The 12326-nt window shown below is 68.2% G+C and carries 13 protein-coding genes; 2 read left to right on the plus strand and 11 right to left on the minus strand.

Annotated features, from left to right (window positions below):
• Position 1: 1 nt before the first annotated feature.
• The 11 genes from fliP to fliF all read right to left on the minus strand — a co-directional run bounded on the left by fliP (position 2) and on the right by fliF (position 10082).
• Positions 2–736: a flagellar type III secretion system pore protein FliP gene (gene fliP, locus AC1DUN_RS11880; RefSeq protein ID WP_477714372.1), complete on the minus strand. Its 735-nt coding sequence runs from the start codon at positions 734–736 to the stop codon at positions 2–4.
• Positions 737–780: 44 nt separating this feature from the next.
• On the minus strand, positions 781–1251 hold the full coding sequence (gene fliO, locus AC1DUN_RS11885; RefSeq protein WP_477714129.1) for a flagellar biosynthetic protein FliO: 471 nt from the start codon (positions 1249–1251) through the stop codon (positions 781–783).
• Entirely contained in the window at positions 1248–1700 is a 453-nt protein-coding gene (gene fliN, locus AC1DUN_RS11890; protein ID WP_477714130.1) for a flagellar motor switch protein FliN, read from the minus strand. Before fliN ends, fliO begins: the two co-directional genes overlap by 4 nt.
• Positions 1693–2697, minus strand: coding sequence for a flagellar motor switch protein FliM (fliM, locus tag AC1DUN_RS11895; protein ID WP_477714131.1), 1005 nt, complete (start codon positions 2695–2697; stop codon positions 1693–1695). Before fliM ends, fliN begins: the two co-directional genes overlap by 8 nt.
• Positions 2698–2724: 27 nt before the next feature.
• Positions 2725–3222, minus strand: a complete 498-nt coding sequence (gene fliL, locus AC1DUN_RS11900; RefSeq protein ID WP_477714132.1) for a flagellar basal body-associated protein FliL — start codon at positions 3220–3222, stop codon at positions 2725–2727.
• Positions 3223–3349: 127 nt separating this feature from the next.
• A complete protein-coding gene (locus AC1DUN_RS11905; RefSeq protein ID WP_477714133.1) occupies positions 3350–4693 on the minus strand; it encodes a flagellar hook-length control protein FliK in 1344 nt (447 codons plus the stop codon).
• Positions 4694–4713: 20 nt separating this feature from the next.
• Positions 4714–5172: a flagellar export protein FliJ gene (gene fliJ, locus AC1DUN_RS11910; protein WP_477660935.1), complete on the minus strand. Its 459-nt coding sequence runs from the start codon at positions 5170–5172 to the stop codon at positions 4714–4716.
• A 41-nt stretch (positions 5173–5213) separates the two neighbouring features.
• Positions 5214–6638, minus strand: a complete 1425-nt coding sequence (gene fliI, locus AC1DUN_RS11915) for a flagellar protein export ATPase FliI (protein ID WP_477714134.1) — start codon at positions 6636–6638, stop codon at positions 5214–5216.
• Positions 6631–7380 (minus strand): flagellar assembly protein FliH, encoded by a 750-nt coding sequence (locus AC1DUN_RS11920; protein WP_477714135.1) that lies wholly within the window; start codon positions 7378–7380, stop codon positions 6631–6633. Before AC1DUN_RS11920 ends, fliI begins: the two co-directional genes overlap by 8 nt.
• Positions 7373–8368 (minus strand): flagellar motor switch protein FliG, encoded by a 996-nt coding sequence (fliG, locus tag AC1DUN_RS11925; RefSeq protein WP_477714136.1) that lies wholly within the window; start codon positions 8366–8368, stop codon positions 7373–7375. The genes AC1DUN_RS11920 and fliG overlap by 8 nt, the downstream gene beginning before the upstream one ends.
• A complete protein-coding gene (fliF, locus tag AC1DUN_RS11930) occupies positions 8358–10082 on the minus strand; it encodes a flagellar basal-body MS-ring/collar protein FliF (RefSeq protein ID WP_477714137.1) in 1725 nt (574 codons plus the stop codon). Before fliF ends, fliG begins: the two co-directional genes overlap by 11 nt.
• 329 nt (positions 10083–10411) lie before the next feature.
• Here fliF and fliE point away from each other — a divergent pair, with 329 nt between their 5' ends.
• Positions 10412–10729 (plus strand): flagellar hook-basal body complex protein FliE, encoded by a 318-nt coding sequence (gene fliE, locus AC1DUN_RS11935; RefSeq protein WP_477660940.1) that lies wholly within the window; start codon positions 10412–10414, stop codon positions 10727–10729.
• 159 nt (positions 10730–10888) lie between these two features.
• Positions 10889–12199, plus strand: coding sequence for a FliC/FljB family flagellin (locus tag AC1DUN_RS11940; protein ID WP_477660941.1), 1311 nt, complete (start codon positions 10889–10891; stop codon positions 12197–12199).
• Positions 12200–12326 lie beyond the last annotated feature (127 nt).

Below are 12326 nucleotides of genomic sequence, written 5' to 3' on the forward strand. Positions count from 1 at the left end.
CCTAAAGGTAGAAGCTTTGCGCGAGCGCGCCTATCAGCAGCTGCCAGCCGTCGACCAGCACAAACAGCATGAGCTTGAAGGGCAGGGAGATGGTGGCCGGCGGCACCATCATCATGCCCATGGACATCAGCACACTCGCGACGACCAGGTCGACGATGAGGAAGGGGATAAAGATGGTGAAGCCGATCTGGAAGGCGGTCTTGAGTTCGCTGATCACAAAGGCCGGCAGCAGGATGCGCAAGGTCACCTGCTCGGGGCCTTCGAGTTTCTCGATATGGGCCAGCCTGGCGAACAAGGCCAGGTCGGCTTCGCGGGTCTGCTTGAGCATGAACTGCTTGAAGGGCTCGACGCCGCGCTCCAGGGCCTGCTCGGCGCTGATCCTGTTTTCAGAGAAAGGTTTGTAGGCGGCGCTGTGCACCTTGTCGAAGACCGGCGACATGACGAAGAAGGTCAAAAACAGCGAAAGCCCGACCAGCACCTGGTTGGGCGGCGAGGACTGCGTGCCTATGGCGGTGCGCAGCAGGCCCAGCACGATGAGGATGCGGGTGAAGCTGGTCATGGACAGCAGCAGCGCCGGCAAGAATGACAGCGAGGTCAGCAGCACCAGGGTTTGCACGCTGAGCGACCAGGTCTGGCTGCCGCCCGGGCCCTTGGTGCTGGTGATGCCGGGCAGGCCCTGGGCCGAGGCGGCCTCGGGCAGCAGCATCAGCGCGGCCATGATGAACGCGGGCAGCATCAGCAGGGCCACGCTGGCGCGCAGGCCGGGAAGCTTGTTCTTCATCAGTCGCGTTTCTTGAGCTTGTTCAGGGATTCAAGCAGCTTGTTTGAAAATGCACCGGCGCCGGCAAAGCCTGGCAGGGTGGGCGCCGCATCGGCCTCGGGAATTGTTTGCGCGGGCATGTTGTGCAGCGCGCGGACCTGCCCGGCCGCCACGCCCAGCACCAGCCATTGGCCGCCGACCTCGACGACGACCACACGCTCGCGCTGGCCGACCATGGCGCTAGCGACCACCTTGAGCAGCCGGCTGCTGCCGCCGGCCTGCAGGCCGAAGCGCCGCGCCAGCCAGGCGCAGCCAAAAATCATCGCGACGACAAAAGCCAGGCCCAGGCCGGCTTGCAACAGGCCCGCGGCGCCGAAAGCGCGCACCGGCTCGGCCGCTGCCGTAGGGACCGTGGGCAGCGTGGCGGCGGCAGACAGGCAGGTGCTGGCCAGCAGCAGGGCGGCGATCCCGCGAAACAAGGCACGCTTCATCGGTTCAGCTTCTGCATGCGTTCGGAGGGCGTGATGATGTCGGTCAGGCGTATGCCGAACTTGTCGTTGACGACCACCACCTCGCCCTGCGCGATCAAATAGCCGTTGATGAACACGTCCATGGGCTGGCCGGCCAGGCCGTCGAGTTCGACGACCGAACCCTGGGACAGCTGCAGCAGGCTTTTGATGGTGATGCGGGTGCGGCCCAGCTCGGTGGTCAGCTGCACCGGCACGTCGAGCACGCGGTCTATGTCGCCGCGCGCGATCTCGAAGCCGGTGTTGCCCTGCAGCGGCTGGAACACGCGGTCGCCGGCCGCGGTGGAGGGGGCCGCGGGCGCGGGTGCCGGGGCCGGCGCGGCGGCCGGCGCGCTGGACTGCGCCTGTTCGGCGAGCGCGCTGCCCCAGTCGTCGAGCTCGGCCGCGGGCTGCGCTTTGCTGTCTTCACTCATGGTCTTTTCCCTTGCTGGAGTCGCTGTCCTGGTGGTGGATCATTTTTTCCACGCGCAGGGCATAGTGGTTGTTGGAGGTGCCGTAGCCGCATTCCATGACGGGCACGCCGTTGACCTTGCCGATGATGGTGTCCGGGATCTCGACGGGCAGCACGTCGCCGGCCTGCAGCTTGAGCAGCTGGCCTATGCTGGACTGCAGGGTCAGGAAGTGGGCGCGCAGCTCGACCTCGGCGCTCTGCACCTGCTGCGACAGCTGCTTGACCCAGCGCTTGTCGATCTCGATCGCGTCCTGCAGCGGGTTGGCCAGCAGGTCGCGTATCGGCTCTATCATGGAATAGGGAATGCAGACGTTGAGCGCCCCGCCCAGGGGGCCGAACTCGATCTGGAAGGTGGTGTTGACCACCACCTCGTTGGGCGCGACGATATTGGCCAGCTTGGCATGCATCTCGGCGCGCACGTATTCAAATTCGAGCGGGTAGACCGGCTGCCAGGCGCCGCCGTAGCTCTCCAGCGTGAGGTTGAGCAGGCGCTTGATGATGCGCTGCTCGGTCTGGGTGAAGTCGCGCCCCTCGATGCGCACGTGGTAGCGGCCGTCGCTGCCGAACAGGTTGTCCACGACCAGGAAGACCAGCTTGGGGTCGAACACGAACAGGGCCGTGCCGCGCAGCGGCTTCATGTGCATCAGGTTGATGTTGGCCGGCACCGGCAGGTGGCGTATGAAGTCGCCGTATTTCTGGATCTGCACCGAGCCGACCGAGATGTCGGCGCTGCGCCGCATGAAGGTCAGCAGCGCGCCGCGCAAATGGCGCGCGAAACGCTCGTTGATGACCTCCAGCGTGTGCATGCGGCCGCGCACGATGCGCTCGTCCGTGCCGAGTTTGTAGGTCGGCGGGCCGGCGGGCGCGGCCGGCCGCGGGGCCACCGCGCCGGCGTCGCCGGTGACGCCCTGCAGCAGCGCATCGACCTCGTCCTGCGAGAGCTGTGCTTCATAAGCCATGGGCGGATTCGGGTTGCATCGGCCGCTTTACTGCAGCATGAAGGTGGTGAACATCACGCTGGAAATCTTCAGCGAGGGCAGGTTGGCCACCAGGGGCTGGTTCAGCGCCGCCATGATCTCGGCGGCGAGCTTGGCTTTTTCCTCGGGCGTGATCAGCGCATCGGAGGCGCGGTTGGACAGCACCGTGAGCAGCCGGCTGCGCACTTCAGGCAGGTACTGGGTGACCAGGGCCTGGGATTTGGCGTCAGGCACTTTCAGCGTGACGGCGGCGTGCAAAAACCGGCTGCGGCCGCCGGGCTGCAGGTTGACGGTCATGGGCTCCAGCGCCACAAACAGCGGGGCGGCCGGCAAGGGGGTGGCGGCGGGCGCGGCCTCGGCGCTGCGCCGGCTGCTGAAGTAATAGGTGGCGCCCGCGGCTGCGGCGGCGGCCACGACCGACAGGGCGATCAACAGGGCGATGAGCCGGGGCGAGGGCGAGGGCTGGCGCGTGCTCAATGTCTTCGCAGGGAGTGTGCTGGTAGCCATGGCTGTAGGGGAGTGGAGGGGTCAATGGATTGTTGGGGAAAAGGCCTGCAGGGCATCGCTGGAGCAGCAGGGGGAAAACGCTTCAACTTCGGCATTTGCCGGGCGCGTCCTCCTGCCTTGCGCGCGCTCAGGCGTAGGTGTCCACCTTGCCGCGGCGGGGCGTGGGCGCCGTGGCTGCGGGGGACTGGGCTTGCGCATCGGCCTGCAGGTAGCCCGGCTGGCCTGAAGCTCCGGGTCGGCCGTTCTGGCCTTGGTGGGTTTGCGCAAAGGCCGCTTGCTGCTGGCTGCCGGAATCCACCGAGGTATTGCCCAGGCTGATGCCGCTGTCGGCCAGCGTGCTGCGCAGCTGCGGCAGGGCAGCTTCGACGGCGGCGCGCACCGAGGAATGCGCCGACACAAAAAACGCCTGGACCTGGTTGTCGTTCATGCTGAGCGTGACCTTGAGCGGGCCCAGGCCGGGCGGGTTGAGCTGCAGCTCGGCCACCTGCTCGCCGGCCTTGCCCATGTGCAGCATCTGCCGGCCCAGGGCTTTGCCCCATTCGCCGCTGCCGACTTCGGGTGTGAGTACTGCCTGGCTTGGGGCGGCCGCTGCGACGGGGCTGGTGGGGACGGCATGGGCGTGGGCCGTGGGGGCTGTGGTGCTGAGGCTGATGCCGGGGCTGGCGGCCTGCGTACCGGTTTCGGGCTGGCTTGCGCCGGGGGCCAAAGCCTGGGTCGCGCTGCTGGTGACTTCAGCGGCTGCGTCCTTGGCCGCTGTGGTGGCGGGCGCTTTGGCCGCTACGGGTTTTTGTTCCGCGTGCGTGTCCGTGCCCAGGACTTCGTGCGCCTCATCGCCGGGCCGCTGCCCGTTTCCTGAAGATGTTTGAGACGGGTTCTCGTGAGTCGCACCGGCCGGGATGGTCATTGCCCCGGCGGGCAGGGCAAGGGCTGCTTTGTCGCCTGCGGCGGGCGCGGCGGGTTCGGAGGCTTCCCGGCTTTTTGCGGGTCCGGCGGGCATAGCGGGTGCGGTGGGCACACCGGAGGCGATCAGGGTTTGCGGCGTGGGTGCTGGCTCATCGCCGGCGGTGGCGGCCGTGGCCGCTACCGCGGCGGATGCGGCGGGATCCGCGGGCAGTTGCGTCGAAGGCACGGCGCCAAGGGCCGAAGCCGTGGGGGCGGCGGTAGCGCTGTCGGCACCGGCCGCTTTGGCAATACGCGTTTCCAGCGGCACAAAAAGCAGGGCCGCGGTATTGACGATGTCAGCCGCTTCGGTTTTGTCCTCGGCAAGGCGTTTGGCGGGACCAGGGGCTGCCGGTTTGCCGCCGGGTTTGGCGGGTGCTTCGCCCGAGGCCGCGAGCGAGCGCGACAGCACCTCGCCAAAACTTTCGCTGTCGCTCGGGCTGTTTTCATCGACGCGCGCGGAGGCCGTGGAAGAAACGGTGCTGTTGGGAGCCGAAGCCGGAGAGGAGAGGGAAGGAGCTAGCAGGGACATGGCGGTTTCCAGTCTTGAATCTAGTGGCCCTGCAGGCCGGCGCGCAGGTGGAAAAACTGGCGCGCGCTGCGTTCGTCGCTGTCGCGCTGCTCGCGTTTGTGCTGCACGGCGATTTCCTGCAGGCGCACGCGGCCGGCCAGGGTGTCGAAGGAGTTGAGGCGGCGCTGGCTGCTTTGCCAGTCGCCGCGCCCGGTCGCGAGCCGGGTGTCGGCCTGCGCGGTGATGGCGCGCTGCTGCTCGATGGCGCTGTCCAGCGTGCTGATGAAGTGGTTGAAATTGCGCATTTGCGCCGCCGGCACGCCCTCGCCCATGCGCGCCTGCAGCTGGTCCAGGTATTCCTGGCGGTAGCGCTGCAGCATCTCGAGTTTGTCGGCGGCGCTGGTGCGCGCGGCCTGCAGCTGGCCGAGGCGGCGCGTGGCCTCGTCGGTTTTGTTCTGCGCCAGTTCAATCAGCGTGGCGAGCGGCAGTCTGGTGGCCATGGGGAGATTCCTGGGGTTGGGGGTTGGGAGAAAGACGAGATTCAGGCCTGGAAGATGGCGTTGAGCTGGTCGGTGGCCTCGCCATGGCCCACGCGCTCTTCCATGGTCTGCTGCAAAAAAGCTTCCATGCGCGGATACAGCGCGATGGCCTGGTCCAGCTGCGCGTCGTGGCCGGGAGCGTAAGCGCCCACGCTGATCAGGTCGCGGTTGCGCTGGTAGCGCGACAGGGCCTGCTTGAAGCTGCGCACGGCCTGGAACTGCGTGGGCGTGATCAGCGCCGTCATGGCGCGGCTGATGGAGGCCTCGATGTCTATGGCCGGGTAGTGGCCCGATTCGGCCAGGCTGCGCGAGAGCACCACATGGCCGTCGAGGATGGCGCGCGCCGAGTCGGCAATCGGGTCCTGCTGGTCGTCGCCCTCGGCCAGCACGGTGTAGAAGGCGGTGATCGATCCGCCGCGGCCCTGGTCGTCGCGCGCGCCGTTGCCGGCGCGCTCCACCAGCGCGGGCAGCTTGGCGAAGACCGAGGGCGGGTAGCCCTTGGTGGCCGGCGGTTCGCCCACGGCCAGCGCGATCTCGCGCTGCGCCATCGCGTAACGCGTCAGCGAGTCCATGATGAGCAGCACGTTTTGGCCCTCGTCGCGGAAATATTCGGCCAGGCAGGTGGCATAGGCCGCGCCCTGCAGGCGCAGCAGCGGCGAGGTGTCGGCCGGCGCCGCGACCAGCACGGCGCGCGCCATGCCTTCCTCGCCCAGGGTGTTTTCGATGAAGTCCTTGACCTCGCGGCCGCGCTCGCCGATCAGGCCGACGACGATGACGTCGGCGCTGGTGTAGCGCGCCATCATGCCCAGCAGCACGCTCTTGCCGACGCCGGAGCCGGCGAACAGGCCCATGCGCTGGCCGCGCCCCACGGTCAGCAGCGCGTTGATGGCGCGCACGCCGACGTCGAGCACGCTGTCGATGGGCGCGCGGGTCAGCGGGTTGATGGGCTTGGCGGCCAGCGGCACCTCGCGCGAAAAATCCAGCGGGCCGCGCCCGTCCAGCGGCCGGCCGGCGGCGTCGACCACGCGGCCCAGCATGCCGGCGCCCACCGGCAGCCGTTTGGTGCGCGGGCCGAGTCCGCCGGCGTGGCCCGTGGGCGAATCCAGCGCATAGACGCGCGCGCCGGGCAGCAGGCCGTCGACCTCGCTTTGCGGCATCAGGAAAATCCGGTCGCCGGCAAAACCCACCACCTCGGCCTCGGCGGTTTTTTGCGGGTAGCCGGGCGGCAGCTCGATCAGGCAGTCGCTGCCGACCGGCAGGCGCAGGCCGACAGCTTCGAGCACCAGCCCGACGGCGCGCGTGAGCCGGCCGTAGCTGCGTACCGGCACGCTTTGCGCGACCGCGCTGCGCGCCTCATCCAGCGCACCGTGCCAGGCGCGCAGCGGGCTGGCGGCAGGAATATCGGCAAGGGCGGCTTGTTCAGGCATGGACCACGGCCGGGCTGTGCATGGCGGTTTTGACCAGGGCCGCGGTGACGCGCTCCCAGCGGCCCGGCAGGCTGGCGTCCTGCTCGCCGCTGGCCGCCAGCACGCGGCAGCCGCCGCGCTGGCAGTTCACGTCGCTACGGATGCGCCAGCCGGCGGCCTGTAAATCTTCGGCCAGGTGCTGCTGCACCAGGGCCGCATCGTCGGGGTGCAGCACCAGCTGCGGCGCGCCGCTGAGCGCCGGTTCGGCCTGCAGCAGTTCGCGCACCACCGGCAGGATGGCGCTGCTGTCGAGTGCCAGGGCCTGGCCCAGCACCTGGCGCGCGATGTCCAGCGCCAGCGCCAGCAGGTTGTCGGCGATTTCGGCCTGGGCGCCGCGCAGCGCGTCGGGTAATGTCTGCGCCAGCGCGCGCAGCTGCCGCGCCTCGGCCTGGACTTCGGCGATGGCTTCTGCGCGGCCCTGCGCCTGGCCCTGGGCGAAGCCCTGGCGAAAGCCTTCGGCCTCGCCGCTGCGCAGGGCCTGCAGGCGCAGCTGGGCCAGCTCGACGTCGTTGATCAGCACCTCGGGCTTGAGCGGCGCGACCACCGGCGCCGGTTTGGGCTCGGGCGGAAGGTCGGGCGCGGGGTCTTGCGCGATGGCCGTCATTTCCCAGCGCTCCCAGGCGGTGAGCGCTTCCTTGGCGCCGTTGGCGCGGCGCGCGAAGGGCGGCCCGGCGCGCGGTGTGTTGGCGGGCTTGTTATACATAGGAGTCGTTGCCCTGGCCGCCGAGCACGATCTCGCCCGCATCGGCCAGGCGGCGCACGATCTGCAGAATGCCCTTTTGTTCGGCCTCGACCTGGGAGACGCGCACCGGGCCGCGCATCTCGATGTCCTCGCGCAGCATCTCGGCGGCGCGCTGCGACATGTTCTTGAGGAATTTGTCGCGCAGCTCCAGCGGCGCGCCCTTGAGCGCGATGATCAGCGACTCCGACTCGACCTCCTTGAGCAGCAGCTGCACGCTGCGGTCCTCGAGCTCGAGCAGGTTCTCGAACAGGAACATCTCGTCGATCATCTTCTGCGCCAGCGCCTCGTCGTGCTCGCGCACATGCTTGATGACGCTTTCCTCCTGGGCGCTGCTCATCATGTTGACGATCTCGGCGGCCGCGCGTATGCCGCCCAGGCGGCTGCGCTTGACGCCTTCGCCCGACAGCATGTCGGTGAGCACGTCGGTCAGCTCCTTGAGGGCGGCCGGCTGCACGCCGCCGAAGGTGGCCACGCGCAGCACGGCGTCGTGGCGCACGCGCTCGGGCAGCTGCTCGAGCACGTCGGCGGCCTTGTCGCGGTCCAGGTGCACCAGAAGGGTGGCGATGATCTGCGGGTGTTCGTCGCGTATCAGCTCGACGACCTCGGTCGCCTCCAGCTGGTTCAGGCGGTCTATGCCGCTGGTCGAGCTGTCGGGCTGGGAAATGCTTTCCAGCAGGTCGGCCGCGCGGGTGTTGCCCAGGGCCTTGTTGAGCACGGCGCGCAGGTAGCTGCCGGCGTCCACATGCGTGGCCGAGTACTGCTCGGTTTCCTCGCGGAACTCGCGCAGCACCTCGCTGACCTCGTCGCGTCTGACCTGCGCCAGGCTTGCCATGGCCTTGCCCAGGGTTTGCACCACATGCTGGGGCAGGTGCTGCAGCACGCTGCCGGCGCCGGCCTCACCCAGCGACATCAACAGGATGGCGCTTTTGCGCATGCCTTCATCCGCCATTTTTTTCTGTCCAGTGTTTGATCAGCATGGCCACCATGGCCGGCTCCTTGGCCGCCATGTCCTGCGCATACTGGAGGTTGGCCTGGTGCCGCTGCTCGCGGCGTTCGCGCTGTTCCTTCTCCAGGGCCTGCGCCTGCGCGCTGGCCGCTTCACCCGGCTTGGCATCAATGTCCGCGTCCGCAGCGAACGCCGCCGCCGGCGCGGGCTGCAAGTGTTTGCGCAGCAGCGGCCGCAGCACGGCCAGCCACAGATACAGCGCCAGCAAGCCCAGCAGCAGGTATTTGCCCGAGGACTTGGCAAGCTCGATGGTCTCGGGCTGGCGCCACAGCGGCAGCTCGGGCGTTTCGGTGTCGGCGGCAAAGGGGCTGTTGACCACGTTGAGCGAGTCGCCGCGCTCGGCGCTGAAACCCATGGCCTGGCGCGCCAGGTTGCGGATCTGCTCGAGTTCGGCCGCCGTCAGGGCCGCGCGCTTGCCGGCGCCCGTGCCCCCACGGTAATTAACCACCACCGCGACCGACAGGCGCTTGATGCCGCCCGCGCCCTGCTGTGTGTGGCGTATGGAGCGGTCCACTTCGTAATTGGTGGTGACGTCCTTGCGTGAATTGCCGGCCGAGCCCGCGCTGCGCGGCGCCGCGCCGGCCGAGCCGAGTTCGGCGCTCATCTTGAGCTGGGCCGCGGGCGGCGTACCGGGCGGTGTGCCCTGCTTGATTTGCGAGGGCGCGGTGATGGGCGCGACCGGGTCCGGCGGCGGCTGGTTGGTCAATGCGCCGGGCACGCCCGTGGCCGGGCCGCCGCCCCCCTGGCCGGACTCGCTGGACTGCTGGCTGCGTATGGCGGCGGTGCCGGGTTCCTGGTTGGGGCGGAATTTTTCGTCGGTGTTCTCGACGACTGAAAAGTCGATGTCGGCGGCCACCTGCGCATGCACATTGCCCGCGCCCAGGATGGGCTGCAGGATGGCTTCGATGCGGCGGATGTAACCCTGCTCGATTTCCTGGGTGTATTTGAGCTGGCTCACGTCCAGGCCGCGCGTGCCGGCGTTGGCCGCCGAGAGCAGGTTGCCGGCCTGGTCGACCACGGTGATGCTTTTGGCCGAGAGCTCGGGCACGCTGCTGGAGATCAGGTGCACGATGGCGCTGACCTGGCCTTCGTCGATGCTGCGGCCGCGGTGCAGGCTCAGCACCACGGAGGCGCTGGGTTTTTTCTGGTCGCGCACGAACAGCGAGGGCTTGGGCAGCGCCAGGTGCACACGCGCCGACTCGACGGCGGAAATGGAATTGATGGAGCGCGCAAGCTCGCCTTCCAGGGCGCGCTGGTAGTTGACCTGCTCGGCGAACTGGCTGGTGCCGAATTTCTGCGCGTCCATCAGTTCAAAGCCGACGGTGCCGCCCTTGGGCAGGCCCTGGGCGGCCAGGCGCAGGCGTGCCTCGGGCACCTTGTTGGCCGCCACCAGCAGCGCGCCGCCGCCCTCGGTGAACTTGTAGGGGATGTTCATCTGTTGCAGCGACGCGATGATGGCGCCGCCGTCGCGGTCGGACAGGTTGCTGTAGAGCACGCCGTAGTCGGGCGCGCGGCTCCACAGCCACAGCGCGGCGACGGCAGCCACCGCGGCGGACGCGCCCAGCATCAGCGGCAGGCGCGGGTTGGCGCGCAGCTGCGCCAGCCATGGCGGTGCTTTGGGCAGGGCCGTGTCGGCGCCCAGTGCGGCGGAGTTCACGCGCTCACCCGGCCGCCGTCACCGCGCCGCGGGAAGGCGCGGCGATGAAGCGGAGGCTGCGTGGTGGCCGTGCGGCCGGAACAACAGTGGGCATACAACAGGTCTTATTCAATGACTGAGGCGATGAGGCGAAGAGGCAACCGGCATCCGCGCACGGGAGGGGTGCCGGGCGGGTCCTTGTGAAGAATTGTCAGAGCCGCTCGGGCTTCCCGATCCGCCGAATAGCCGGGGCTTTTGCCGTCTTTTGGCCTGATGCGCGCGCCGGCCCCGCCGCTACGCTTCATGCCGTCATCCAACCCAGGGGCGCGCACGCGCCTGAAAGAAACACCATGGCCATTTCTTCGATCGAGTCCGTGCTGCAGCAGATGCGCGCGCTGGCCCAGGCTTCGGCGCCGTCCGCGGCGCAAGGCGGCGAGGCCGCTGGCGGCGGCTTCGCGGGCGAGCTCAAAAAATCGCTGGACCGCATCAGCGAAACCCAGCAGAACGCCTACAGCCAGGCCGAGGCCTTCGAGCTGGGCAAGCCCGGCGTGGCGCTCAACGACGTGATGGTCGACATGCAAAAGGCCAACATCGGTTTCCAGATGGGCCTGCAGGTGCGCAACCGCGTGGTCGCGGCCTACCAGGAAATCATGAACATGCCGGCGTGATGAGGGGCGGGCGCGAATTATTTTCGGCCGCCCGCTAAAGGTTTGAATCGGCCCGGCCGATAAGCTGGACAACGGTGGCTTGCAGACTGTCATGGCAGGCAAGGCCAGCGTGACGGCAAGTTAGCCGGAGTCCACAACCTATGTAATCAGGAGTCCCTCATGGCCCAAGTCATCAATACCAACTCGCTTTCCCTGCTCACGCAGAACAACCTCAACAAGTCGCAGTCCTCGCTGAACACGGCCATCCAGCGCCTGTCCTCGGGCCTGCGCATCAACAGCGCCAAGGACGACGCGGCCGGCCAGGCCATCGCCAACCGCTTCACGGCCAACATCAAGGGCCTGGCTGTCGCTCAGCGCAATGCCAACGACGGCATCTCGCTGGCGCAGACGACTGAAGGCGCGCTGACCGAAATCAACAGCAACCTGCAGCGCATCCGCGAACTGGCCGTGCAGTCGGCCAACGGTTCCAACTCGGTGGCCGACAAGGCCTCGATCCAGGCTGAAATCACCCAGCGCCTGGAAGAAATCGACCGCACCTCGGCACAGACCGACTTCAACGGCGTGAAAGTGCTGGCCGCCAACAACAAGCTGAGCATCCAGGTCGGCGCGAACGACGGCGAAACCATCGACATCAACCTCAAGCAGATCGACTCCGCCAGCCTGAAGATGACCGGCTTCTCGGTCGCCAGCAACGCGCTGAACGTCAGCGCGGCAGCCCTCACGGTCGATCCAGGCGCCGGCGCACCCGTTGCCACCGACCTGAGCGCCGTCGCCACGGCCCTGACCGCAGCCACCGGCTCCACGGTCAACGCTGCCGACCTGTCCCTGCACAACGTGCTGACCGCCGCCGGCGCCCCCACGGCGAACTGGGTGGTCAAGAGCGGTGACGACTTCTACGCGGCTTCCGTGGCACCCGCCACCGGCGCCGTGACGCTGAACACGGCCACGGTCGATTTCACCGATCCCGCCAACGGCGTCGCAGCCGCCGTGACCCTGACGACCCAGCCCGTCAAGGTCGGCACCGATGCCGCCGGCACCGTGACCGCCTTCGTCTCCATCCAGGGCAAGAACTACGGCCTGGCCGGCATCCAGGCCGCGCTGACCGACACCGGCGCAGCCGGCAGCAACACGGTTGACGGCACCGACATCGTGCTGAGCGGCGCAACGCCTACGGCCGAATTCGCCGGCGCCGCCACCGGCAACGCGCTCAAGAAGATCGACGCCGCCCTGAAGGTGGTGGACGACCTGCGCGGTTCTTTGGGCGCGGTGCAAAACCGTTTTGACTCGGTGATCTCCAACCTGGGCACCACGGTGACCAACCTGTCTTCCTCGCGCTCGCGCATCGAAGACGCGGACTACGCGACCGAAGTGTCCAACATGACGCGCGCCAACATCCTGCAACAGGCCGGTACCTCCGTGCTGGCCCAGGCCAACCAGACGACCCAGGGCGTTCTGTCCCTGCTGCGTTAATCGCGCAAGGCGCGCCTTTTCGGAAGGCGCGCCCTCGCCGTGTGCAAGCCAGGCGGCTTCGGCCGCCTGCGCTACGCACTCCCGCTTGGGGCACCAGGCGGGAGTGCCTAGCGATTTTCCGAGGAGA

The sequence above is a fragment of the Polaromonas sp. P4_F6 genome (genome assembly GCF_056401275.1).

Coding starts and splice junctions, on each gene's coding strand:
- fliP (WP_477714372.1), bottom strand. CDS start 736: ATGCTGCCCGCGTTCATCATGGCCGCGCTGATGCTGCTGCCCGAGGCC.
- fliO (WP_477714129.1), bottom strand. CDS start 1,251: ATGAAGCGTGCCTTGTTTCGCGGGATCGCCGCCCTGCTGCTGGCCAGC.
- fliN (WP_477714130.1), bottom strand. CDS start 1,700: ATGAGTGAAGACAGCAAAGCGCAGCCCGCGGCCGAGCTCGACGACTGG.
- fliM (WP_477714131.1), bottom strand. CDS start 2,697: ATGGCTTATGAAGCACAGCTCTCGCAGGACGAGGTCGATGCGCTGCTG.
- fliL (WP_477714132.1), bottom strand. CDS start 3,222: ATGGCTACCAGCACACTCCCTGCGAAGACATTGAGCACGCGCCAGCCC.
- AC1DUN_RS11905 (WP_477714133.1), bottom strand. CDS start 4,693: ATGTCCCTGCTAGCTCCTTCCCTCTCCTCTCCGGCTTCGGCTCCCAAC.
- fliJ (WP_477660935.1), bottom strand. CDS start 5,172: ATGGCCACCAGACTGCCGCTCGCCACGCTGATTGAACTGGCGCAGAAC.
- fliI (WP_477714134.1), bottom strand. CDS start 6,638: ATGCCTGAACAAGCCGCCCTTGCCGATATTCCTGCCGCCAGCCCGCTG.
- AC1DUN_RS11920 (WP_477714135.1), bottom strand. CDS start 7,380: ATGTATAACAAGCCCGCCAACACACCGCGCGCCGGGCCGCCCTTCGCG.
- fliG (WP_477714136.1), bottom strand. CDS start 8,368: ATGGCGGATGAAGGCATGCGCAAAAGCGCCATCCTGTTGATGTCGCTG.
- fliE (WP_477660940.1), top strand. CDS start 10,412: ATGGCCATTTCTTCGATCGAGTCCGTGCTGCAGCAGATGCGCGCGCTG.
- AC1DUN_RS11940 (WP_477660941.1), top strand. CDS start 10,889: ATGGCCCAAGTCATCAATACCAACTCGCTTTCCCTGCTCACGCAGAAC.